General features: G+C 52.7%; 19 protein-coding genes and 1 tRNA gene. 11 read left to right on the plus strand and 9 right to left on the minus strand.

Features of this window, described 5'->3' with window-relative positions; genetic code table 11:
• Positions 1–17 precede the first annotated feature (17 nt).
• Positions 18–587, minus strand: a complete 570-nt coding sequence (locus tag L1S32_RS10395; protein ID WP_278155030.1) for a YIP1 family protein — start codon at positions 585–587, stop codon at positions 18–20.
• A 118-nt stretch (positions 588–705) separates the two neighbouring features.
• Here L1S32_RS10395 and L1S32_RS10400 point away from each other — a divergent pair, with 118 nt between their 5' ends.
• Entirely contained in the window at positions 706–1,347 is a 642-nt protein-coding gene (locus L1S32_RS10400) for an NAD(P)H-dependent oxidoreductase (protein ID WP_278155031.1), read from the plus strand.
• A 222-nt stretch (positions 1,348–1,569) separates the two neighbouring features.
• Here the strand turns inward: L1S32_RS10400 and L1S32_RS10405 are convergent, their stop codons facing one another.
• The 3 genes from L1S32_RS10405 to L1S32_RS10415 all read right to left on the minus strand — a co-directional run bounded on the left by L1S32_RS10405 (position 1,570) and on the right by L1S32_RS10415 (position 4,926).
• Positions 1,570–3,132, minus strand: coding sequence for an MFS transporter (locus tag L1S32_RS10405; protein ID WP_278155032.1), 1,563 nt, complete (start codon positions 3,130–3,132; stop codon positions 1,570–1,572).
• A gap of 114 nt (positions 3,133–3,246) precedes the next feature.
• Positions 3,247–3,837 (minus strand): GNAT family protein, encoded by a 591-nt coding sequence (locus tag L1S32_RS10410; protein ID WP_278155033.1) that lies wholly within the window; start codon positions 3,835–3,837, stop codon positions 3,247–3,249.
• Between the two features lie 156 nt (positions 3,838–3,993).
• The gene (locus tag L1S32_RS10415) at positions 3,994–4,926 is read right to left on the minus strand and encodes a bile acid:sodium symporter (RefSeq protein ID WP_278155034.1); all 933 of its coding nucleotides are present in this window, start codon (positions 4,924–4,926) and stop codon (positions 3,994–3,996) included.
• 144 nt (positions 4,927–5,070) lie between these two features.
• On the opposite strand from L1S32_RS10415, the gene L1S32_RS10420 reads away from it, so the two are divergent.
• The gene (locus L1S32_RS10420; protein ID WP_278155035.1) at positions 5,071–5,718 is read left to right on the plus strand and encodes a hypothetical protein; all 648 of its coding nucleotides are present in this window, start codon (positions 5,071–5,073) and stop codon (positions 5,716–5,718) included.
• 251 nt (positions 5,719–5,969) lie between these two features.
• On the opposite strand, the gene L1S32_RS10425 is transcribed toward L1S32_RS10420, so the two are convergent.
• Together L1S32_RS10425 and L1S32_RS10430 are read right to left on the minus strand one after the other, a co-directional pair.
• Positions 5,970–6,041: transfer RNA gene (locus tag L1S32_RS10425), tRNA-Ile, on the minus strand.
• A 195-nt stretch (positions 6,042–6,236) separates the two neighbouring features.
• The gene (locus tag L1S32_RS10430) at positions 6,237–7,253 is read right to left on the minus strand and encodes a phosphate uptake regulator PhoU (RefSeq protein ID WP_278155036.1); all 1,017 of its coding nucleotides are present in this window, start codon (positions 7,251–7,253) and stop codon (positions 6,237–6,239) included.
• Positions 7,254–7,412: 159 nt separating this feature from the next.
• On the opposite strand from L1S32_RS10430, the gene L1S32_RS10435 reads away from it, so the two are divergent.
• The 6 genes from L1S32_RS10435 (at position 7,413) to L1S32_RS10460 (ending at position 15,775) form a co-directional block, all read left to right on the plus strand.
• Positions 7,413–8,264: a phosphate ABC transporter substrate-binding protein PstS family protein gene (locus tag L1S32_RS10435; RefSeq protein WP_278155037.1), complete on the plus strand. Its 852-nt coding sequence runs from the start codon at positions 7,413–7,415 to the stop codon at positions 8,262–8,264.
• A 35-nt stretch (positions 8,265–8,299) separates the two neighbouring features.
• Entirely contained in the window at positions 8,300–10,261 is a 1,962-nt protein-coding gene (gene pstA / locus L1S32_RS10440; RefSeq protein WP_278155038.1) for a phosphate ABC transporter permease PstA, read from the plus strand.
• Positions 10,262–10,263: 2 nt separating this feature from the next.
• Complete coding sequence (gene pstB / locus L1S32_RS10445; RefSeq protein ID WP_278155039.1) at positions 10,264–11,025, plus strand: phosphate ABC transporter ATP-binding protein PstB; 762 nt, start codon at positions 10,264–10,266, stop codon at positions 11,023–11,025.
• A 1-nt stretch (position 11,026) separates the two neighbouring features.
• Positions 11,027–11,680 carry a phosphate signaling complex protein PhoU gene (gene phoU / locus L1S32_RS10450; RefSeq protein ID WP_278155040.1) on the plus strand — a complete coding sequence of 218 codons (654 nt, stop codon included), beginning with the start codon at positions 11,027–11,029 and terminating at the stop codon, positions 11,678–11,680.
• Between the two features lie 344 nt (positions 11,681–12,024).
• Entirely contained in the window at positions 12,025–14,928 is a 2,904-nt protein-coding gene (locus L1S32_RS10455) for a PAS domain-containing sensor histidine kinase (RefSeq protein WP_278155041.1), read from the plus strand.
• Positions 14,929–15,034: 106 nt separating this feature from the next.
• Complete coding sequence (locus L1S32_RS10460; protein ID WP_278155042.1) at positions 15,035–15,775, plus strand: hypothetical protein; 741 nt, start codon at positions 15,035–15,037, stop codon at positions 15,773–15,775.
• Positions 15,776–15,785: 10 nt separating this feature from the next.
• Here the strand turns inward: L1S32_RS10460 and L1S32_RS10465 are convergent, their stop codons facing one another.
• A complete protein-coding gene (locus tag L1S32_RS10465) occupies positions 15,786–17,876 on the minus strand; it encodes a CHASE4 domain-containing protein (RefSeq protein WP_278155043.1) in 2,091 nt (696 codons plus the stop codon).
• Positions 17,877–18,116: 240 nt separating this feature from the next.
• Positions 18,117–18,506, minus strand: coding sequence for a hypothetical protein (locus L1S32_RS10470; RefSeq protein ID WP_278155044.1), 390 nt, complete (start codon positions 18,504–18,506; stop codon positions 18,117–18,119).
• On the opposite strand from L1S32_RS10470, the gene L1S32_RS10475 reads away from it, so the two are divergent.
• Both L1S32_RS10475 and L1S32_RS10480 read left to right on the plus strand, forming a co-directional pair.
• Entirely contained in the window at positions 18,505–23,694 is a 5,190-nt protein-coding gene (locus L1S32_RS10475; protein WP_278155045.1) for a PAS domain S-box protein, read from the plus strand. The genes L1S32_RS10470 and L1S32_RS10475 overlap by 2 nt on opposite strands.
• A 134-nt stretch (positions 23,695–23,828) precedes the next feature.
• The gene (locus L1S32_RS10480; RefSeq protein WP_278155046.1) at positions 23,829–24,233 is read left to right on the plus strand and encodes a pyridoxamine 5'-phosphate oxidase family protein; all 405 of its coding nucleotides are present in this window, start codon (positions 23,829–23,831) and stop codon (positions 24,231–24,233) included.
• A 122-nt stretch (positions 24,234–24,355) separates the two neighbouring features.
• Here the strand turns inward: L1S32_RS10480 and L1S32_RS10485 are convergent, their stop codons facing one another.
• Entirely contained in the window at positions 24,356–24,661 is a 306-nt protein-coding gene (locus L1S32_RS10485) for a hypothetical protein (protein WP_278155047.1), read from the minus strand.
• Between the two features lie 86 nt (positions 24,662–24,747).
• On the opposite strand from L1S32_RS10485, the gene L1S32_RS10490 reads away from it, so the two are divergent.
• Positions 24,748–25,347 carry a TetR/AcrR family transcriptional regulator gene (locus L1S32_RS10490; RefSeq protein ID WP_278155048.1) on the plus strand — a complete coding sequence of 200 codons (600 nt, stop codon included), beginning with the start codon at positions 24,748–24,750 and terminating at the stop codon, positions 25,345–25,347.
• Positions 25,348–25,374: the final 27 nt, after the last annotated feature.

Here is a 25,374-nt window from a genome sequence, read left to right on the forward strand (position 1 = left end):
GGTTTTGGGGAAAAAGGTTATCCCGGGATGAATACCATTGAGCTGAACACCATAGCAATGATGAACATATAATAGAGTACGACAAAGACCACAACCGGGATGAATACGGCGAGAACTGCCTCCAGCTTTGATATGCCATGGAATTCATGGAGGGCAAAGACCTGAATCGCCATGCCCCAGTACGGGGTGACAAACGCCCCGATAATGGTCCAGCCGATGAGAAGTGTCGGAACCATGGAGTAGCATGACGCCCGGACGGTTTCCAGGTATCCGCCGCTTCCTTTGAAGAAGAGGACGAAGATATGGGTGATTGCGGCACCGATAAACAGAGAGATGACTCCGCCCGCCAGAGAGAACAAAAACACTCCCGGAATAATGAAGATGAGGGCGGCATTGGGTATATCCAGCTCCGGGCCGAACGCCGCAAGACCGGCGGCAATCACGACGGTAAGAAGCAGGGAGAAGGCACAGAGAAGCGTCAGGTAGAAGCCAAAGGCGTCCCTGAAGGACTCGTCCCTGTACTCGCCAAATCCCTGATCAAAGGAGAAGAGGCAGGTACGGATATGATCGCTGAACGATGAAGTCATACCTGTATCTGCATTGAATGCGGCAATAATTCTTGTGATGAAATGGCGTTTTTGCGTGCGAAACCTTCATCATCCTGTGTTTCGTTAAGGGGACATACCGAACATGGAGGTGTTGTGAATGAATGTTCTCATAATTTATGCCCATCCGTATCCTGCATCGTTTAATGCGGCCATGAAGGACCAGGCAGTTTCGGTCCTGCAGGATATGGGTCACATGGTGAAGGTATCAGATCTGTATGCGATGAAGTTCAAGGCGGCCCTTGATCAGGATGACTTTCTCCACCCCTGCAACAGGGATTTCTTCTCGGTTCCGGGGGAACAGGTGGCAGGGGTCAGAAACGGCACACTGGCTCCCGACATTCAGGCGGAGATGAAAAAGGTTGAGTGGGCGGATCTGCTGATCTTTCAGTTTCCTATCTGGTGGAGTTCGACGCCCGCCATCCTGAAGGGGTGGATTGACCGGGTCTTTGCACAGGGATTTGCGGTGAATCTTGCAGAGGGTAAACTCTACCGTGAAGGTCTGCTTGCCGGTAAAAAGGCGCTGATATCAACAACGGCCGGGTCTCCGCCGGAATTCTACACTGAGGACGGGCCGCATGGCGATATTAATCATCATCTGATGAGCCTCTGGCACAATACGTTTGAGTTTTGCGGCATGGAGGTTGTGCCAACCTTCTATGTGTTTAATGCGGGTGTGATGGATAATCTGCAGGTTAGTGCCGAACTGGAACGGTGGGAGGAGTATCTGCGCCTGCTGTGATGGATGTCAGTGTATTGGCCAAATGATGAATCCTGCTATTTTTCATTTTTATTCTGATTGAGCGAACGTTTCGGTGATGAGAGTCCCGTGCTCATGCCTCAGCATGCATGGTCTGATGGAGACAGTGCAGAGGGCGGGTAACTCACGGAGAAGTTCAGAGAAATGGTTGTCGGCCCCGTCATCACCTACATCTGAATGTGAGCTTTCTGCAGCCCTGCATTCTCAGACCTTTTTGTCATGTTCTGGCGGAGGAGTTTTCCGGGGTAAAAAGAGGCTCGCAATAAGTGCAATGCCGAAGAAGAGCGTGATGGCATCAAAGCAGTGGAGCATCCCTGCACCGATGGCGGTGTCAGCGATATCAGCCAGCTGTGCAAGAACTGTGTCCGGGACAGCGATTTCAGGACTGCCGGTCTGCATTTTATCTACCCATCCCTGGAGCCCCGTTGCCAGCTGCCCGGCGGGGATGCCGGCCACCGCAGCCTGCTGTTCGACCTCGTCAACAATCCCCGCGTAGATGAAGATGATCAGAATCACTCCGATAATGGCGGTGCCAAGTGAGGTGCCCAGCTGGCGAAGCGTATTCAGTACGCCTGCGGCATCGGTGGCGTGTTCGTCCGGTACCGATGAAAGGGTGAGGTTTGTGACCTGCGAGAGTACAATTCCGAGGCCTACTCCCAGGACAACGGAGCCGGGTATGAAATCGGTGGTGCCGGTCCCGAGCCCGAAGATGCCCCTGAGCATGAACGAGCCTGCCATGCCCAATAGGAGGCCTGCAATGAGGAGATGTTTCGGGCTGATGAATGCGGAAAGGCGGGCTCCGCCAATCGAGAAGATGAAGACCGCAATCGACATCGGGAGGAGGAGGAGGCCCGTTTCAAAGGCGCTGATGCCGGTCACCTGCTGGTAGAATACCGGGATGATGAAGAGAAAGCCCGCGAACGCGATGTTCTGGACAACGCCAATGGTGTTGCCGAGGACAAAGCTCCGGTTGCGGAATATGCTGATGTCTACAAGGGGTATGCGCCCTGTGGTTTTGCGCCGTTTCTGCCAGAGAAAGAATACACCCATGATAAGCAGACCCCCGCCGATCAGCGTGGAGATGTATTGCCAGAGCTCGTAGTTTCGCATGAGCAGGATGCCCATTACAATGGCAAAGAGTCCGGCAAAGGAGAGGAGAGTGCCGACGACATCAAGATCACGCCACTTCAGGGTGGGACGTGACTCCGTGAGGAGGTATGATAAGACGAGGATGAGGATGACGACCACGAGCTCGATTCGGAAGGCCCAGCGCCAGCTGTAGAATGTGGTGAGATATCCGCCGAGAATTGGCCCGAACGCGGCACCAGCGGCGCCGATGCCCCCCCACATCCCGAAGGCGAAGGCAAGATCCCTCCCGCTGTAGGTGCTGGTCAGAAACGTGGTGGTTGCAGGCATCATCAGAATCGCACCCAGACCCTCGAGGATGGCCCAGCCGATGAGAAGAATGGTTGCGTTCCAGCTCATTGAGGCGGTGAACGTGCCGATACCGTAGATGCCAGTACCAATGAGAAACGCCTTCTTCCGCCCGAGGACGTCCTGCAGTTTGCCGCCGATGAGCATGAACGACGCCATCACGAGAGCATATATCGCGATGATTGCCTGAATGATGGGCACGGTCGTGTTCAGATCCTGGACAAGCGCTGTGATTGAGACATTCATGATGGTCGTGTCGATGACCATGATGAAGACCGCCATGCAGATGATGGTGAGCACACCCCATTTGAAATTCCCCCCGGATTTCATCATTCGCGCTCCTGCGGAGTAGTATCTGTTGTGATATTTAAGCGTGTGCCAGACTCCCGCGAATCAGGATACTGTCCGCCATTCGGTCTTTCAGGGAAATCCGATGCCTTGTGGATTTCAGGAAAAGAGCCGGTCGAGGGTGCAAAGCACCTCCTCTTCGATCTCTTCTGCGAGAAGGCCGAAGAGGAGGCGGTCATGGTAGCCTCCCCTTGCATACCAGTATTTTCGCTGGCATCCTTCAGGGACAAACCCCCCCTTCTCCAGGACCCTCACCGAGCCCCTGTTTCCTGCGGCAGTATCGGCGTTAAGGCGGTAGGCTCCTGCAACACGGAATGCAAACCAGACAAGGAAGGTGACCGCCTCCGAACCGATGCCCCTGTTCCAGAAGGGATCGTCGATCTGGTATCCGACAAGGTATGCCCCGGGAGAAAAATCCTCTGCAAGGAGCGCACACTGGCCGATGAAGCTCCCGGTTTCCCGGTTCCGGATCGTGAAGACAAAGTGGCCGGGCATCCTGTTCTCAGCGAGTGCGAGAGTGTTCTCATCCACAAAGGGGAGGAAATAGGCCTGGGTCACTTCCGGGGTGTTCGGGCCAAAGAAGAGCCAGCGGCAGACCGTCTCCTTTGCAAGCATCTCTGATATCGGGGCCAGGTCTTCGAGCCTGATATATGAAAAGGTGAGGGTGGGCGACGTCCAGGTGGTCTGCATCTGCTATGGTGTTTGTGGGGATGGGGAAATAAGGGTTGGGTGGTTTCGTATTCCCAGAGTCGGGGGGAGGAGTCATATGTATGCCGGACGGGTGAGAGCGGGCGGTAAAACAGGGCTATTGAACCTGAATATTCTGAATGATTGCGCTAAAATTGCTCAATCCTGATTCACATCCTCATTTCGCATCCGTTCTCTCCTCTTCCGCTTCTCCTCCCGTCTCACCTTCTGGCCCCATTTCACGGCAGTCAGTCCGGATACCAGCGTCTGGACGATTGCATAGACAATGATGATAAGAAATGCCTCCCCGTGGCCTGCGAGGGCGCTTGCCCCCACGAGGAGGGATACGCCGAGATTCCTGTTGGCAGAACTGGTGGCAATCACCTGCCGGTTGTGTTTCTCCGGGCCGCCCAGAAGATAGCCGATGACCATCGAGAATGCCACCAGAATAAAGACGGCCGCCGTAGCGGCGATGCCAACACTGTAGAACGAATCGATGAACCTGACCTCGCCTGTCACCTGTACCCAGATGAAGATGATGCCGAAGATGACGATCGTGAGATTCGAGAAGATAAACACCGGCCTCCGTATTCTGTCGGCACATGCCCTGCATCGGGAGTTGATGGCCATACCTGCGACCATGGGCAGAAATATGAGGATGATAAGGGTGGTCATCACAGAGAAAAAGTCAATCTGCTCCGTGATGGCCCCGGGGAGAATGAGGGTGAGAGTGACGGGAGTGGTGAATATCGCAAGCACACTTAAAAAGAACATGATGCTGATGGCAAGAGATACATCGCCTTTGGAGAACTCCGCGAGTTTCGGACCGATGGTCGAACCCGGGGCACAGGCGACGATGAGCAGGCCTGCTGCGACCCCGATGTCCATGGGAAGCATCCGGACCACAGAGATGCCGGCCAGGGGAATGAGGATGAGATTGATGAAAAGGGCAACCCCTATCAGCCAGCGATGCCGGAGAGGTGCTGCAATCTCACGCATCGTCAGGCCAAGCCCCATCGAGAACATCGTTGCCACCAGAAAGAGGTAGATGGAAAGTTCAAGGGGCAGGGTAAGACCTATGGTCGGAAGCATCTGCACAGAGATAGTCGGTCATCCCTATAATTACTGCTGTTTACTGATTTTTGATGAACAGATGTGAAATTGGGCTTTCTCTGAAAAAAAGCTCAATTTTATCTGAGAGGATGGATTTATAGCCATTGGTGGCAATATGAAGTCATGGAAACGAAGTACGGTATGTACCTGGCATACTTTTTTCAGACCCTCATCGGCCTGAACTGTATCTATGCCTTTATATCCGGAAACCTTGTGGGTTTTTTCTCGGCCCTCATCATGTTTATCGCAACCCTGATTCCCTTCTTCATCGCCCATCGGATGAACATCCGTTTTCCCTGGTTCGTCTTCTTTTTGATTGCCCTTGCTCTCTGGTTCCACACGGCTGGCTATATTCAGGGCTACTATGAGATGTTCTACCCGTATTATGACAAAATCGCCCACCTGGTCTCCGGCACGACGGTGGCCCTTCTCGGATTTTTAGGGGTCATCTTCCTTGACCGGTACTGGAATATGACCCTCACAACCCCCTTCATCGTAGGATTTACGATTATATTCGGGGTGGCCCTCGGGGCATTCTGGGAGATGTATGAGTTTCTGGTGGACACCTTCCTTGGCGGATCCCTTGCCGGCCCGATGCAGAACGGCCTGAATGACACCATGCTTGACATGATGTTTGTCCTTGCAGGCTCCATCATTGTCGCCATTATGGGCGTCTTCTACTTCCGCCATCACCACAAAGAGGACATCGTGGGGTCGATGAATGGAGATGAACTTCTTGGTTCACTGAAAGGGGATGTCAAAAAAGAGTGACGTGCTTTCTCTGCGACGTGCTATCTCTGCTATGGTACGAGGAAAAATCCTTTTTGATTTTGATTTCAAAAACCGGAGTCTCAAAATATTCCCGCCTTTCACTGTGCAGTAGTGCACACTCCGGGTGATGCGGATTTGCTCTGTGGTTGTGACACATCCAGAAATGGTTCCCTGTATCTTCCGTGTCGGCACATATTTGGAACTGCCCTGAGAATGGTATACCTCTCATGGATATATCCCCTAAAAATGAATGGGCCTGATGCGATTCGAACGCATGACCGTCCGGTTATGAGCCGGACGCTCCACCACTAAGCTACAGGCCCTGATGAATTGTGCATATTCACTATGTCATGAATGGCTAAAAATGTATTGAGAATGCCTGCCCTTTTGGCATCCGGTGGCATTGCGGGAGAGCGGTTTTTCGGTCCCGGTGTTTGGGTGGTGGATATTTTCCGGTTCGGTTTTGACGGAGCTCCCAGTGGGCCGTTAGATGAAGGTATCCGGCAGAATGGCCGGTGTCAGGGATGTGAGCCCACGATATGGTTAATGGTGTGCTCACAGATGTCAGCTGAATAGTCCCCCATGCGCCGGAGGGAATCTGCGATATAGACGAAGTGAATCGCATGTGCCGCGTCAAACGAGAGGGCAAGGCTGCTCACCTCCCGACAGCGTTCCTCCAGATTATCGGTATGTCCGATGGTCGTGTTTGCCTTTTCCAGATCGCCGGAGTGAAATGCCTCCATTGCAGCCCGGAATATGGCCATCGCGTCACGTTCTGCCCGTTGGATTGATTCACAGATGCCGTTTTCAATCCCGATGTCCGTCAGTTCAATAGCGTTTCGGGCAATCTTTGTGGCGTGATCTGCAATCCGCTCGATAATCTTTGCGATCTGGATATAACCGGAGGCGGTTGCGACCGGGATGTCCATCCGGCGGGAGAGGTTCACATCTGAGAAGATCAGGTTAACCTGCCGGGCGACCAGCCACTGGAGGCGGTCCACATCACCATCACGTTCAATGACTGAGGCTGCAAGAGAGCTGTTATGGTCCCGCAGGGCAGTGGTTGCATCCTCACTCATCTTTGTCGCAATAACGGCCATCCTGCGCAGGGTGTTTTCAATCGGCATCTCTGTCGGATTAAGGAGATCCTTTACCGTGATCTCCGTGTCCGTCTCCATCACAATCTCCTGCCCGATGGACATCACGGTGAAATTCCGCACCTGCTCAATAATATCTGCAGGCAGCCGGTGCCGGGAACGGATCACAATCTCCGTATAGCCGGTAATGTAGGCTCCGACCATTTCACGGAGAATGAGGGAACGGTCTGTTCCTGCATCAACCATGAAAATCTTTTTTCTCTGTAGCTGCACACCGGTGGTATTCGGTGTCAGAAGCAGTGTCCCGTCGCTCTGGATAATCAGGCCCACCGCGTCATTTTTCTGAATGTTGGTTGCATCCACCCATTTTTTCGGGAGGGATACAATCAATGAGGAGCCGCCGCTCCGCTGCACCTTCCGGATCTCCATGTTTGCCATTGTAACAGTATTTAATTGTGATGAGTATATTGCTTGTGGTGTTTGGGTGGTACAAGTATATTCAGTAATATTTAGTAAGTACTCGTACATTCTGAATGTGTTGAATATCGGTCAAAACTATATATACTGCTTTTCCTTTTTGGTATGGAGAATTCCATCATGAACATGCGTTCTAAACCATTCATTGCATTTTCACTGGGAGTCATTCTGCTGGCAACGGCGTTTGTCTGCGGATGTACCGACTCCGGTCCTGCCCCGGCAGAGACCGGGACCATCTCTGTGACCGGTTCAACCACCGTCCTTCCGCTTGCGCAGCTGGCTGCTGAGGCATACATGGATGCTCACCGGGAAGCCGATATTCAGGTCTCCGGCGGTGGTTCGTCTGTGGGTGTGAAGGCAGTCGGTGAAGGCACGGCAGAAATAGGCATGGCATCCCGTGAACTGAAGTCATCAGAATCTGAGGCCTACCCGGGTCTGGTCCGGCACGTTGTTGCAAAGGACGCCATTGCGATCATCGTCAATCCGTCCAACACGGTTTCTGACCTTAGCGTGGCACAGATAAAATCCATCTATCGCGGTGACGTCACCAACTGGAAGGATGTCGGCGGCCCGGATGAGACCATCGTCGTTGTCGGCCGTGACAGTGCCTCCGGTACCCGTGAATACTTCCTTGAATCGGTGATGGACAAGGAAGACTTCACCACCAGTCAGCTTGAGAAGAACTCGAACGGCGCTGTCCGGCAGACTGTTGCACAGACGCCGGGCGCCATTGGCTATGTGGGACTTGGCTACCTGGATGGTACCGTGAAGGCAGTTCCGGTCAACAACGGCAGCGCTACGGTTGATGCAAGCGTTGCAACCGTCCTCTCCGGCGAATACCCGATTGCCCGTGGGCTGAACATGTATACCGTGGGGCAGCCGGCCGGTCTTGCCGCCGATTACCTTGCCTTCATCATGAGCCCTGACGGTCAGGCACTCGTGGCAGAAGAAGGATTTGTTCCGATTGCCTGATTCCTTCCGGCACCCTCTCCCCCCCTTTTTGAATTATGATGGAACAGGAACAACAGACGACTGGTACTCCCGCAGTATCCGCTGAACTGACCTCAGGACAAAGAGCCTACTGGAAAGAACGTATCATCCGTTCCGTCTGGTTTGCAACCGCCGCCTTCGGCGTGCTCACGGTATTCTTTATCCTTGCATTTCTGGTCAAAGACGCCCTTGGGATCTTTGCCACCGCAACGCCATGGGAGTTTCTCTTCGGCGCTACCTGGAATCCGACCGGCACGGTACCGGCATACGGGACTCTTCCGCTATGGGTTGGCACCATCCTTGTGACCATCGGTGCGATGGTCATCGCAGCACCCCTGGGCGTTGCATGTGCGATTGTCATTGCAGAACTTGCATCACCCCGTATGAAGGCGATATTTAAGCCTGCCATTGAGCTTCTGGCAGGCATCCCATCGGTCGTTTATGGGTTTTTTGGCCTGATTGTCCTCACTGATGTTATCCGGGTGAATTTTTCCGTCCCCACCGGTGAAACCTGGCTCGCCGGCTCCATCCTCCTGGGCATCATGGCCCTCCCCACGATTATCAGCGTCTCGGAAGATGCCATATCAGCGGTGCCGAAGGAGTACCGGGAAGGGTCACTCGCTCTTGGAACCACCCGGTGGCAGACCATCTCGCAGGTGGTCGTCCCCTCCGCCCTCTCCGGCATCACCGCAGCGCTCATCCTCGGCATCGGCCGGGCGGTCGGCGAGACGATGGCGGTCCTGATGGTCACCGGCAATGCCCCCCTCATCCCTGACCCGCTCTATAATGTCCTCTCCCCAATACGGACCCTGACCGGCACACTGGGTATTGAGGTAGGGGAGACAGCCATCGGCAGTGCCCATTACCACGCCCTCTTCGGCGTCGCCCTGCTTCTTCTCCTTATAACCCTTATTGTCAATCTCTCGGCAACCAGAATTCTCAGCCATATCCGGGCCAGACAGACCGGGACCGGCAGGGAGTCCGGTATGATTGCCGCACTCTTCGCCCGGTATGGTCGGGAGATCCGGATCCTTGTGGCAGCTCTTATCCTGTGTGTGGTGGCAGTGTTCGTCTCACCACTGGCGGCTGGTGCGTTCGTTCTTGCCGGTGCCCTCTGGTGGTATCTTCCTTCACGCATTCAGCCCCGGCACCAGCAGCATGTGGCATTTGTCCTTCTGTATGCTGCCATCGGCGTAGTGCTTGCTGCGCTTGGCATCATCCTTGGATATATTGTCATAAACGGCCTTCCGGCAATCAGCTGGGAATTTTTAACCACTGCACCACGGGCCCTCGGGCGGGAAGGCGGCATCTTCCCGGCTATCGTCGGCACACTATACCTTGTCGCCGGAGCAATCGTGATTGCACTTCCAATCGGAGTCGGCGCAGCAATCTATCTCATCGAGTACACCCGTGAGAATGTGATCACCAGAATCATCCGGTCAGGTGTGGACCTCCTGAATGGCACACCGTCCATTGTATTCGGCCTTTTTGGCTTCTCCTTTCTGGTCTTATACCTCAACCTTGGCATCAGCCTCGTTGCAGGGCAAATCACCCTCGCCCTGATGGTCCTTCCGACGGTCATCCGGACGACAGAAGAGGCGCTCCGGAGCGTCCCCGCATCCCTCAGGGAGGGAAGCCTTGCCCTGGGTGCCACCCAATGGCAGACCATCTCGCGGGTAGTTCTCCCTCCCGCCATGCCCGGTATCATCACCGGAGCGATTCTTTCCATCGGGCGTGCGGCAGGTGAGACGGCCCCTGTCATGTTCACCGCAGTTGTCTTCTCATCCCGGTTCCTTCCGTCGTCTCTCTCTGATCCGGTCATGGCCCTGCCCTATCATCTCTACATCCTCGCGACAAATGTCCCGGGTGCAGAGGCAAACCAGTATGGGACCGCACTGGTGCTCGTTGCACTGGTGGCAGTCATCTATCTCGGTGCAATCGCAGTCAGAACACATTATCAGAAAAGTATCCGGTGGTAACAATGGACACATCAGCAGTAATCGAAACACAGGGAGTAAATCTCTGGTACGGGGACACCCAGGCATTGAAGGATGTCTCGGTCAGGTTTCAGGAATTGACCATCACCGCCCTCATCGGGCCTTCAGGGTGCGGGAAATCAACCCTTCTGCGGTGTTTTAACCGTATGAATGACCTCATCCCGTCCTGCAGAATCGATGGCGGGATCTCATATCATGGAACTGACATGTATGACCCTTCCGTCGACCCGGTGCATCTCAGGAAACGGGTTGGCATGGTATTCCAGCGCCCCAACCCGTTCCCGAAGTCAATCTATGACAACATCACCTACGGGCCGCGGATGCACGGCATCCGTGATCGTGCAACGCTTGATCACATTACCGAAGAGAGCCTGAAAAAGGCCGCACTCTGGGATGAAGTGAAAGATCGCCTCAATGCGTCTGCACTTGGCCTCTCCGGTGGACAGCAGCAGCGCCTCTGTATCGCCAGGACCCTTGCCGTAAATCCGGATGTCATCTTAATGGATGAACCGTGCTCGGCACTTGATCCGATTGCGACTGCAAAGATTGAGTCGCTGATGGAGGAGCTCAGGAGTCAGTACACCGTAATCATTGTGACGCATTCCATGCAGCAGGCGGCACGGGTGAGTGACTATACCGGATTCATGTACATGGGGGAACTCATTGAGTTTGGGGAGACCGCAAAGATCTTTGAGAACCCGGAAAAAGAACTGACAAATAATTACATCACCGGGAGGTTTGGATAACATGACGTTTGAATCGTTTCATCAGGAACTGGACGCCATCCAGGCACGTGTCCTGGCAATGGCAGAGCTTTCAATGGGGATGCTTACTGATGGCATGCGGTCTCTGGATTCATTGGACGAACAACTGGCAAATGATGTCATGGATCGTAAAACTCTCCTTTCCGAAATGCATGAAGAGATTGAAGACCGCATTATGCGTCTCCATGTGCTCTATCACCCGGTGGCAGCAGACCTCCGGAGAGTCGTCTGTTATAATGTGATGAACTACTCCCTGTACCGGGTCGGAAGAATGGGGAAAGGTCTCGCAAAAAATGTACTGACGGTGAATAAAGAGATACAGGGTGTCCCACGGGACAGCCTCATCGTCATGGGTGATATGGTTGTTGGCATGCTTGAGGATGTCATCACCGCTTTCCGGACATCAACGGTGGTAGATCCCGTCTCGCTGGGGCGGCGCGACGATCAGGTGGATGCGATGAGGGCAGGTATCTTCCGTGAATGCCTCACGTATATGATGGAAGACCCGCGGAATATCCCCAGCGGCATTGAATGCGTCACCGCCTCGCGCCACCTGGAACGAGCCGCTGATCATGCCTGCATTATGGCAGAGAAAGTGTACTTCATGGTGAAAGGGACACGCGTGGAAATTCGGTAAAGACATCAGGAGATGCATGCCGGGATGGCAGATTCTTTGATGAATTGAGTGCGAATGGTCTATTCTGTCTCTTCTTTGAACAATTCCATGCACGGTTCAGCCGTCCGCAGAAGAGGGACGTGGTGTCCGGTACTGGCTCCGGTGAATGATGAAAGATTCAATCCTGCTTTGTTCAGGTATGGAAATCACCGTTCCCTCATTTTAAAGGAATAAATGTAATTACATTTTATTGATGCACTTAATATCCGGGATTATTTACGATAATCGGTTGCCTTTTCAAACAGAATGTTTATGCCCTCCTGAATACGGATCTTATTAACTGACTGGCAGGGGTTTATCAGTAAATGGAGCCTGAATATTCTGGGCAGATAACAGGGGGTGAAACGATACCGGTAGCAGGCTTTTCCTGTGAGGGCAGCCTGATCTTTTCAAATCGCGCCTACCGGAAAATCGCAGGAACCGGGGAGGAAACAGACGTGCCTGCGGGTCTGGCAGCAGGAGATCGGGAGGAGTTTCTTTCTGCAGTCCGGAAGGCATGCAGCGGGACTGCATGTTCCCTGCAGGCAGAGCTGGCGCCGTCCGGAATCAGGACCCGCTTTTCCCTGTTTTCATCCTCGGATAAATATGGTCCGTTTGCACTGGCCGTTGCGGTTCCGGATAGCTTTGATGATGGTGCGGGTGCACCTGTGACGCTGACATCGAATCTGCCCTTTCCGGCAGGAGATGAAGCGGTCTTAATCGCTGATGTGGACCGCAGGATTCTGGACGTAAATGAACTGGCCTGTCAATGGCTTGGATACACCAGAAAAGAGATGCTCAGACTCGGGATTGATGATATTGTTGCACCGGTATGCCGTGAATCAACACCCGGCCTCCATGCCTGTCTTCTGGAAAAAGGGGGCGGTTTATTTGAAAATCTGCATGTCACCCGGGATGGCAGGGTATTTCCGGTGGAGGTGCATGCCATGGTGATCGATTATCGCGGAAAACCTGCCCTGCTCTCCCTGTCACGGCCCATCACAGAGATCCGACGAACAGAATGTGCGTCAGATGCGCTCTCTGAAATGGAAAAGAAATACCGTTCATTCTTTGAGGCGGCAAGTGAGGGATTCATTGTCACTGACTGTGATGGGGTGGTGCTTGATATCAATGAGCGGTTCGCTGCCCTCCTTGATCAGCCCAAACGTCTGGTGATGGGGCATAGTCTCTTTTCATTTCTCGCGGTTGAAGGAGCATATGAACCGGAATCTTTGATCCGGTCAGCCATTGAAAATGGCTCTGTCCGGTTTGAGGCGGGGGTGATATCCGGCACCAGCGGTGGTCTGGCACTGGAATGCTGTCCGATTACGCTCCAGGGTGAGCAGTGTATTCAGGTAATCGCCCGTGAAATTCCTTCTGTGGGGCGCTCCCCGGAAGATGAGTTCAGTCCTTCCTCCAGCCTTTACCTGTCCGCCTTTGATGTGTCGGGCACGGGTCTGATGATCATCGACCGGAATGACCGTGTTGTCCATGCAAATCCCGAGGTTGAACGTATCCTCGGCGCATCTGCGGATGAAATGAGGGGACAGCCATGGGCAGACTTTGTGGAAGACTCCGTGGACCCTGCGATCGCAGAGGACGCAGATGTTTCAGAAGGAGATGGGGCATTCCGCATCAAAAATCATGAAATAACGTTCAGAAATATCAATGGCTCTGAAATCCCTGCGGTGATCTCGGTCCGCGATATTCCGGGGACATCCCTGTACATTGCATCCGTGCAGGATATCTCCCTGCAGCGTGAGATGATAGGTGCCCTCTCTTCCCACCGGGAGATGTTTGAGAAACTCTTCTCATCGGGCTGTGAGGCGTTCATTCTGCTGGATGATACCTACGAGATCCGGATGTGGAATACTGCTGCAGAAGAGATGTTTGGATACGGTGCGGATGAAGTCATGGGACGGAATATCTTTCCTCTGCTCTTCTCCCGTGGTCCGGAAGAAGGACAGCGTATATTCCAGCGGTTCCTTGAACCGGATGCCACCTCTTCCGGATGCACCCCGGCGGAACTCTCCCTCAGCACCAAAGAGGGGGGTGCCGTTCATACAGAAGCATCGGTGTCCCGGTTCACTCATCAGGGACATCCCTATTTCCTGCTCATCATACGGGACAATACAGAACGCTACCGGTTTATCGAATCGCTCACGGAAAGCGAGGAGTTTCTCCGGTTTGCAATTGATGCTGCCCGGGTGGGCATCTGGGATTATGACATTGAAGAGGACTTCTTCACCATGAGTGAGGATGTCTATGCAATGCTCTCCCTTAACCGGCAGCATTCTTCTGCATCCCGTGTTTCTTCGGATGTCTGGCGTACGATTCTGCATCCGGATGATCTCCTGACTGCTGAAAGCATCAGCCTCGCACTCATGAGCGGAAGCATCACTGATTTTGAGTCTGAACAGAGACTGCGAACCGCCGGCGGCACATGGAACTGGTTTGCCCTGGAAGGAAAGGTAGTCGAGTATGACACTACCGGGCGGCCCCAGCGGGTGGTCGGCATCATCCGTGATATACAGGACAAAAAACAGGCTGAATCTGCCATCCGGGAGGCAAACCGGAAACTGAGTCTTTTGGCAGGTATTACCCGGCATGACATCCTGAACCAGATACAGGGTCTGCTCTTCTATTCCGAAGAGATGAAGACCGGTGAATACACGGTGGACGAGATGGTGGTGATGGCCGGTAAGATCTATGAGATGACAGAAACAATCAACCGCCAGATTGTCCTGACACGGAATTATGATATGCTCGGCACAGAGCCGCCGGTCTGGCAGAACATCCATTACCTGGCCGATGAAATTATAACAGGGATGGATACCATGGGGCTTGTCTACCGGAATGAATCCCCGATGGTGGAAGTCTATGCTGATTATCTCTTTGCAGATGTCCTCAGAACCGTTTTTGAGAATGCATCCCGGCATGCAGAGGGTGCAACAACACTGAATGTACGGTTTGCAGAGAGCGATAACGGCGGTGTTCTCACTATTGAGGATAATGGGTGCGGCATCCCCCTCAAATACAAAGAAAAGATCTTTTCCCATGGATTTTCCAAAGGAACAGGCGGAAGACTGTTCATCGCCCGTGAAATTGCGGGGGTGACCGGTATTGAACTCTATGAGGATGGTGAAGCAGGCTCCGGCGCCCGGTTTGCGCTCCGTATTCCAAAGTCCGGATACCGGTTCGTGGGAACGGAAGAGAGAGATGAGCTATAATCTGCGATTCTGCTCCCTCCCGCTCTCCACTCTCGAATCATTTATTGCCACTCTTTACCAGAACAGATCATACCGGATATCTCCGGGTATCTGTTGGTTGATTGGTATGAAAGACAAAAACTGGATCATCGTCATCGCCTGCACACTCATCGTTACCTCGGCACTGCTCTATTCCATTCATTACCTGGTGTTCCATGACCTGCATCATATCGCTGTTTTTGGCCTGCATGAACTGGCTTTTCTCCCCGTTGAGGTGCTGATTGTCACCCTTGTCATTCACCGCCTGCTCGATGAACGCGAAAAGAAGCAGAAACTGGAGAAACTGAATATGGTCATCGGCACCTTCTTCTCACGGGTGGGAACGACACTGATCACCTGTTTTGCCAGCCATGATCCAAATCTCGAATCCGTCCGTTCTGAACTGGTGGTGACCGATACGTGGAGTGAAGAGAACTTCAGTACTCTGGCAGCCCGGATGAAGACCTATCAATATGATATTGATGCCTGCACCCTGGACCTCGAGCGTCTCCGTGGATTCCTTCTGGAGCGTGAGGATTTCCTCATGAGAATGCTGGAAAACCCGGTGCTGCTGGAGCACGAGGAGTTCACCGAACTCCTGCGGGCCACCTTCCATCTCACCGAAGAACTGAGCCGCCGTGGTGCCATTGCCGAGTGCCCGCTCTCTGATATCTCCCATCTCGGCGGTGATGTCAAACGTGTCTATGGGCTCCTCATTCATGAGTGGGTTGCATACATGCACTACCTGAAGAAAAATTATCCGTACCTCTTCTCACTTGCCCTGCGCACGAATCCCTTTGACCCGGATTCATCTGTGATGGTCACCTGACCATTCCCCGTTATTTTTCTTCCGGGTCGTTTTCTCTCTCTTCTCTGTCCGTGTCCTCTTCAAAGTCATAATGTTTAATCAGGAATTCACGTATCTTTGCAGATTCGAGCCATCCCTGGTCTAGTTTCCGGACGATCTCATCAATCTGATCTACCTGTGACAGGATAATCTCCCGCGATTCAGTATCATGCAGATCTGCGGTGGCGGATATAACGGTCAGGGGATTTCTGATATGATCGTTGAGAATGGCCAGAGAGAGCAGGTTCTCCTCTATCTGACGGAGTGCCTCTTTCTCACGCTCCCGCATCTCAACGGTCTCTGTCATATCACGGGCAAAGATGCAGGTGAACTCCTCACCCTGTGTAGAGAGGTGACTGTTGGTCTGTGCGATGGGGAAGGCAGTATTGTCAGATCGTTTCAGGATTGATTCCTCATGAACCCGGCTGCCATCTGCAATCCGGTTCCACACAGACGGCCAGGTATCCGGGCTGAGGGTTGGGTTAATATCCCATGTCTTCAGGCTGGTGAGTTCTTCAGGAGTGTAGCCAAGGGATCGGCATGCTGCGATGTTTCCGTAGGTGACAGATCCGTCTCTTTTCACCCAGTATATGGCATCATCAGCGTTGTCCACAGAGAACTGGGTGATACGCAGGTGCTCTTTGTTCTTTACAAAAGTGGTAATGTCACGTACAACGGCTAGCAGGTACACCGTTTTTGTCCCGGTGAACCGGGACAGGGAGACACTGAAATGCCTGACCGGCTCATTATCCTGATGTCGTTCGCACGTGAAGTGCTGGGGTTCACCAGCGTATGCGGCTTCTGTGTGTTCCCTGAGAACATTTCCATCCGGGTCTATTGAACAGGTGCCCATGATCTCACTGAGCCGTTTCCCGGTCAGGTCATTCCGGCCGCACCCGGTCATCTCTTCAGCAGCCCGGTTGCATTCACAAATTACCACGCCATCCAGAATGAAGATCGCCTCATTGGCTGCTTCAAAGAGGTGACGGTATTTGCGTTCTGACTCCTCACGTGCCCTCCCAGCTCCCTCAATCTGTACAAGACTTGTCTGAATGGTGTCAAGCAGGCTGTTTACCGACCGCACAATGGCGGTGAGTTCATCATTCCCACCATCGATGAGTCGCACATGGTAGCTTGCAGATCCGGATATTTTGCGGACCCCCCGGGAAATATTCTCTATTCTTCTGGTGAGGTGGCGTCCCAGATACAGGTAGACAAACACTGAACCGATGAGTACGACGATGATAAACAGGATGACAGAATTGAGGACTGCCTTTTGTCCCAGGAGGTATGTGTCACGGGGACTTGTTATCGTGAGAAGAAGGCTGGTTTTTCCTGTCACATCATACACCAGCGTGCTTGCTGCGATCTCTTTTTGTGATCTTACTATCTGTATCCCGGTATCTGCAGTATCGTCTGCTCCTGTCAGACCGGGGGCCCTGTCGTCTCCCGTCGGCAGGGGAGCCATCCTGATATCCATATTCGTATCTTTGGCAATCTTTGTTACCGTCCCGGATGTAAAGGGGGAGACCATTACCAGGTGGCCTCGTGACGGGCTTTGGCGATCTGATGTACGGATGGGTTGAGCCGCAAAGATCCATATCTCTCCGGGTGTGTTCAGTATACCGGAAAGCTCATCCCCGGCAGATGCGGGAGAAGAGATCAGAGGGAGGGACTGCAGAGCATCTGCCAGCAGGGTGGAGACAGGGAGAATTTCACCTGTTTCCGGATCATAAGAGTCTGCATAGATGAGATTTCCCACCGTGTCGAAGTAGAGTATTGATTCGATATCGATGCCGGAGAATGTTTCAGGAACCAGATTACTCTTGATATAAGCCGGATTCAGGTCAGAGATAAAAGTGTATGTGTCGTCCCATCCGGCATAGTCTGACGCAAGGACTGCAAGATTCTCTCCCTGCCGGTCAATAGCATGCTGTGCTGTAATGAGATCACCGGTGATCTCTTCTGTTTCTATCTCCTGTATTCCTGCAATGAGGAAATACTGGGAGCTGATGATGAATGCAACGCCGATTGCCAGTATTACGGCACAAATGACGAGGACATTTCTGGTATTTACCCGCACTTAGTCACCAAGGTGAGCTGTAATTCCGGTTCCGGAAATGATACAACCCTCTCATGAATAGTCACTGTACAGTGTATATATTCCTTTATATCATGCTCTTTTTGCAGAATGAACCTGAATATATCTTTTCCCGCATCATGGTGTTGGCGCCGGTGCCTGCGCTTCACCTGTTCAAAGAGGAAGGAGGATCATTTCCATGATACGTATGTGAATCTGGTTTATATCTGAGGATTCTCTCTATTAAAACCTGTCAGACAGGGCTGCCATGTTAATCTTTCGGAACTGTGCAGGTAGTGGCGCATCTGCCGGTAAATCAGTAACAAAAGTCATAATTTCCTCCAATATGGAATTTCCGGGAAAGCGGGTTTTTTTCGGTCCGCCGTATAGTAACTGGTTTCCGGCCTGCATGAATGAATCGTTGTGACTGATATTTTCCGGTCCTGCCGGAAAAGCACGAATTATTGGTTTATTCTTTAAATTACTGGTAATTACCCGTTTTATCTTAATCCAAAGGAATAACATATTCCTGCTATAAACAACCTCATACCGACTGTACTGTATCTGCATCCCCACGCTCACCGGAATACCGGGTGTCTGTTGCATGATATACGACAGCCAGAGGAGTTTCATGGCGTTTACCCGTGTGCAGCTACCGGAAGACTCTCATGTCTGGGATGTACTCATCGTCACCAGTTCACTGGCAATAGGGCTTATCGTCACGGTGACACTCTACAACGGCTATGAATCAGTTTTTCCCCACCTCATAGATATTCCCATAATTATCTACGCCTACCGTTACCCCCGCCGTGGAATCTGGTTTGCAGGGATTGCCTCAGCCCTGTACCTTATTGCCTATATGATTGTCCTCTCACCCGGCATATCAGGGCTTTCCGAGGCGTTCGGGCGGGTGATGATCTTTCTTGTTATTGGGGCTGTTGTCTCCTACCTTTCCTTCCGCCTCCGAAATAGCGAGAATACGTATCGTAATCTCTTCGACAACCTTTCCAATGCTGCGTATACGGTAAAGATCAATCCTGACGGCACTCCCGGACGGTTTATGGATGTCAATGACATGATGTGTGCAGCGGTTGGATATACACGGGATGAACTGCTCTCGATGAAGCCTGCTGAGATCGTGCCTGATGCGTATGCACATGAGCTGGCTGTCAGGGCAAATGGTAAGAATATGGATACATATGCGGAGTTTGAGTCATTTCATCACGCAAAAGACGGCAGGGAGATTCCCGTCGAAGTCAGGATTCATCTCTTTGCGATTGAAGCAGGACCAATTATTCTTGCAACCGTAACCGACATGACTGAACGCTACCACCGGGACAGAATTCTGAAGGCCCAGCGCGATGTGGCGGTCTCACTGAATCATGCCAGAGACAGCGAGGAGGCGGTTCGTCTGGTCATCGGGTTTGCTCTTGAGAACAGCAGCCTTGATGCGGGGGCATTTTATTATGCTGATGAGGGCCGCACCTTATTTTCCCTTTTCTACAGTTCCGGTTTCTCCGACAAATTTATCCGGCTGAATAAAACAATCCGGTCAACACCCGGAAGCATTGTGGCAAATCATGGGAGACGGCCAATATACGGCTCTGTGGAGGACCTTGTCCGTAGCGGAATAATAAGCGGTTCGGGTGAAAATCAGAAGATGATCGTGGTTCTGCCGGTCATGGGCAGCAATGGAGTACTGGGCCTTTTCCTGCTCTCGTCCTATGGCACAGCCGGGATATCTGATACTGAACGGCGTCTTATTGAAGCACTGGTTGCGCAGGCGGGTGCCGCCATCGATCGTCTGAATGTCGTCCATGCCCTGCGCCGGAGCAGACAGGATCTTCGTTCACTTGTGGACTCCCTTGATGCATATCAGGCCCTTACAGGGCCGGATGGGACGATAATCACGGCAAATCGTTCGTTTGCAGCCGCATCAGGGATGAGGCCTGATGATCTTTTCGGGAAGAGCATCTTTGAGGCCACCGGAAGGTCAGATGAATTTCAGATGTTTCTGCAGGAAAAATTTGCTGCTGTGCTGAATAACGGGCTGCCGGTTCGTTTTGAGGACCGGGGTGAGGGCCATTTCTATGACAGCATCCTGTACCCTGTTCGGGACTCCGAGGGCAATGTCCGGGCAGTCGGCATGCTCTCCACTGACATATCGCCCCTGAAAGAGGCGGAAGAGGCACTTCTTGAGGCGGAACGCAGATACCGTCTGGTTATTGAGGCGCTGAATCTCGGCGTGTTTGACATTCGTCTTCCGGAGGTCAGCATGACTGTTTCACCGGAATGGTATACGATGCTGGGATATGATGGTGACACGCCGGGTGACGCCTTCGCCTTCTGGGAGGGGCACCTCCATCCCGATGAGAAGGAGAATGTTCTGAAGATCATGGATGATACTCTGGGAACCGGGGAGGAGTATTTCAATGAGTACAGGATGCGGGCAGCAGATGGAACCTGGCGGTGGATCAAGAGCCACGGAAAGGTAATAAGCTGGCTGCCGGATGGCAGCGCCGGGCGGTTGATTGGGACGCATTCTGATATAACCCGCAGAAGACGTGCTGAGATGGCGTTCAGGAGGACAACCCGACTTCTCCGGGATGCCCAGAAGATAGCCCGCCTTGGATATTATGAATATGATGTGGAAAATGATCTGATTCTTCCGGATGCCGGCATTTATGAGATCCTGAATATTTCAGATGAAGAGCCGGTTTATACACTTCATGAATTCTGCGGGTTTATCCATCCGGATGAACGTGAACAGGTGGAGGCTGAAATTGGAGCTGCTGCCCAGGAAAATCGGTCATATAGTCATATATTTCGTATTATTGCCCGTGGAGGGCCAGAACTGTGGGTGAGGGCATGGATTGAACCGGGTGTTTGGAAGGATGGGGATTTATCACCGGTATTTGGCGCGATACAGGACATCACTGATGTTCGCCAGACAGAGGAGGAACTTCTCCGGACCCAGATTGCGGTAGAGACATCCCGTGACGAGGTGCTCTACATCTCCCCGGACGGTGAAGTCCTGTACGGCAACCAGCAGGCAGTGAATGCCTATGGAAAAGACGGGTCACTCACGGGGCTCATGATTGGTGATATCGATCCGGCATATCCATCCGGGAAGTGGCAGCGCCACTGGGCAGCACTCAGGGAGAAAAAAATCCAGCTCAGTGAATCCCTGCACCGGAAGAACGATGGTTCTTTCTTCCCCGTTGAAGTCGCAGAAAACTATGTAAAGGTGGGGTCCCAGGCGTTTTGTTGTGCGTATTCCCGTGATATCACCGACCGCCGAGCCGTGGAGAATGCCCTCCGTGAAAGTGAACAGCGGTTCTCCCTTGCGGTTGTGGGGGCTGATCTGGGTATATGGGACTGGGATATGTCATCGGATCACCTGGTCTTTGATGCACGGTTTGCAGAAATCCTGGGGGCTGGTCCGAAGGAGATGGATGCAGGTACATTCAATGATCTGATGGCACTGGTACACCCGCATGAACGTCCGTTATTCCGAAAGGTGCTGGAGGATTATATTGCTGAAAAAGGATCCCCCTTCCTCTGTGAGTTCAGGATACTGCACAGAGACGGCACCTGGAGATGGGTAAGGGGTCGGGGCGTCATCGTTTCACAGGATACCTCAGGCAGCGGGCGCCGGATGATCGGCACCATTATGGATGTCACCGAACAGCGTGAAGCAATGGAGGCGCTGGCGGAGCGGGAAGAGCAGCTCCGGGAGACACAGGACATTGCCCGTGTCGGGGGGTGGACCTATGAGATTCCCGAAGACCGGCATACCTTTGACCGTGATACCATGCAGACGATCGGGTTCGGGGAGACACCTGCACCGGCAACACTGGAGGAATTTCTGCATACGTTTGTCTATCCTGAAGACAGTGCAGCGGTTAAAGAGGCGTATTTCCGTCACCTGGAGGAGTATGTGCCGTTTGATCTGGTATATCGTGTCATGCTTCCGGATGGGAGGGTGCGCTATCTCCACAGCCGGTGCCAGACGATCTTTGACAATCGGGGTGCGCCGCAGAAGAGCGTGGGCATTATTCAGGATGTCACCGAGATCAAGGAGGCGGAGAACGAACTTATCGAGCGCGAATGGAAAGTGAATGAGGCGCAGCGTATAGCCCATATCCGGTACTGGGAGTGCGATGGCTCGTGCATGACATTCTCACGGACGGATATCGGTGCACCCTTCAACCAGCTCACATTCCTTGAACGCCCCGGCCTCCGGATACACCCGGACGACAGCGATTGGCTGGCTGCCCATTTCCGCAAATCTGTTGAAGAACACGGTGAATTTTCAGAAGAGTTCCGCGCTGTTCTGGAAGACAGCGGGGATATTCTCTCTCTCTATTGCAGGGGGAGCCATTACTACCGCACCAATGGCACATATATCCGGTCCCTCGGCACCATCATCGATATCACCGAACGGGTTCAGACCCTGAATGCCCTGCAGGAGAGTGAGAGAAAGTTTTGGCTGGTGGCAGAGAACCCCAGCATTGGTACCTACATCATTCAGGACAGCATGTTTGTCTACGTCAATGATACCTGTGCCCGGTTCTTCGGCTATTCGATTGACGTGATGATGGGGCTGCAGGCAGCGTCAATAATTGCACCCGAAATGCGCAGTGAGATGCTTGATCTCTTCAGCGAGTGCACAGCAGGGGAACGTGATGAGATCCATCTTGAGGCACAGGGGATTACCCGGAGCGGGATCACATTCCCGGTTGAAATATTCGGGTCGTCCGGCGAGTATGGCGGTCGTCCGGCGGTCATCGGAACCATCATCGATATCACTGAGCGCAAGGCATATGAGGAGATGCTCACCATCACCCGGCTGACCGTGGATCAGGCAACGATCGGCATTGGCTGGGTCAACCGCACCGGCGAAATCATCTATGCCAATACCAAGGCGGTGGAGATGCTGCAGATCCCGATTGCAACCGTTCTTGGGATGAATATCCGGGAGATCTACCCGTCAGATGACTCTTCTTCGTGGGAGAAGTTCTGGAGCCTCATCACTGCAGGGGAGAATCAGCAGTTTGAGACCATTTACGTCCGAAAAGACGGCACCTCCTTCCCGGCTGACATTATGGTCGACTATGTGCATCTTGGTGACATGGAGTTTGCCTGCGTATTTGCGACTGATATCTCCCGGCGCAGGGAGGCAGAGGCCGCCCTCCAGCAGTCGCTTGTTGAGAAGACGACGCTCCTGCAGGAGGTCCATCACCGGGTGAAGAACAATCTTGCCCTCATCTCATCGATGATCCAGATGCAGATGCGGACCCTGGATGATGAGCAGGCGGTAGCATCACTGACCGAGACGGCAAACCGCATCATCTCGATGGCGATGGTCCACGAGAGCATCTATCGCTCACGAAATATCACCACCATTGATGCACACGAGCACCTCACAGCGCTGGTCAATGAGATCGTTCCGAACTTCTCTGTCGGAAAAATAATCGAGGTGGATGTGGATGCATATGGCTGCACCCTTGATCTGAATACCGGGATTCTCTACTCTCTCATTGTCAATGAACTCATCACGAACTCCATCAAATATGCATTTGATGGGCGGGATGCAGGCAAAATTACCATTACGATGAAGTGCAGCAGCACAGAGAAGGTGCTCTCCATCACCGATGACGGGGTGGGGATACCGGAGGATGTCGACCCCTTCCGGAGTCCGTCCCTGGGGATGAATATTGTCCACAGTGTGGTCGCCGATCAGCTGGGCGGAACGATTGAGCTTCTCCGTGGTGAGGGAACTACGTGGATTTTGACATTTCCGATAAAAGGGGTATGAAAGAAATTCCCGAGGTACTGTTCCGATGAGATGATTCGAATGCTTCTGCGGAGTAGCTCTTTACCTGAATCCCGGGAATGATTATTCCGCACATTTTACGTTCTCTCCTGCAAATACTCAGATGGAGTAATTCTATGGTACAACTGACCGATGACCTGATCGAGGCGTTCAATGCACTACGCATCATTCCTCTTGCAACCGCAGACAAAGATGGCGTTCCCAATGTCGCACCCATGGGTGCAAAGGCACTTGCTGACCCGGAGACGATTCTTGTGATGGACAATTTCATGCAGAAGACGGTGGCAAATATCCGTGAAAATCCAAAGGCTGCCATTTATCTCTGGGGAGAAGGCGTGAAGGGCTGTTTCCAGATTCACGGCGATGTTACGTATGTAAATGAGGGTGAGCAGTTTGAGGCGTTTCGCAGTGAGACTCTTGCCCGGATGCCGAACGTGCCGGCAAAAGGGATGCTTGTCATTAAAATTACTGATGTCTTCACCTGTGCAGCAGGGCCCGGCGCCGGTAATAAGATCATCTGAAACCGGCGAATTTCCCGTAAAATCTTTTTTTGCGCAGCAGAATGCACTTTCCGTATGAATGGCGGTCGTTCCCTTTCAGGGCCGGGTATGTGGGGATGGGTGAAAGAAATGGGTTGTGTGTTTCAGGTGCCTGCATGAATGCGGTGCAGAATTTCGACGAGCATCTGCACGTCACGTGGGGGTTCATAACCGGCCTCGTCCCAGAGTGCTGCGGTCTCCAAAGGCTGGCCGGATGTTTTCATGAGGGTGTCTGCCCTGTCTCCCGTGTATTCCCGGATGATCTCTGCTGTCAGACGGACTGCGATCATCTCATCCGGCTCATCCGGGGGAGAATTCCCGGATACACGGGCTGCCGCACGGAACCGTTTCGGATTCGTGATGCGGTATCCTGTGGATTCTGTGCTATTTGTAAATGACGTTTGTGTCATTATATTGACATTGGCGTCACCTATATTTATCAATTACTGACGTGAGTGTCATTTATTTGGGTGGACGACATATCTGTTCATATACTATGCCACGTGTTGCTCCCGGATATAAAGAGGATGTACGCCGCCGCATTATGAGGGCGGCACTGGAAGAAGTCAATGCCTGTGGCCTGCAGGCGCTTCGAATGGAGGATGTGGCTGCACGCGTTGGTATCTCCCGTGCTGCGCTCTATAATTATTTCAGTGACAAAGAAGCCCTTCTTGGCGCAATTATTCATGAGATGCAGGAAGAAGGGATGTCTGTTCTTGAGGACACCTTCCAGGAGAAATCTTTTAAGGACGCCCTCTCCTTTATCTTTGAACTGATGGTCCTCTCCGCACAGGAGATGCCCGGGGTTGAAGCCGAACTCTTCAGCATCGCCTCCCGTACTCCGAAGATTCAGTGTTTAATGCATTCTACCTTTGAAGACGGACTTCTGAAACTCTCCGGACTTATTGAGGAAGGACAGAAGGGCGGGGAGATTGTATCTGCCGGTGATCCCCGCTGTCTTGCTGAGATCGTGATGTACACGCTCGGGGGGCTGAAGCATGCGATCATCTTTGGATCTGATACCGCTGTTCTGAAGACGCGCTGGAATGCCATGACGGAGCTGCTTTTTTTTACCGAAGAAAAACCGGGCGACTGAAAGGTTTTTCCCTCTCTGTTTCCCTCT

This window comes from Methanogenium sp. S4BF, assembly GCF_029633965.1.
Classification (GTDB): domain Archaea; phylum Halobacteriota; class Methanomicrobia; order Methanomicrobiales; family Methanomicrobiaceae; genus Methanogenium.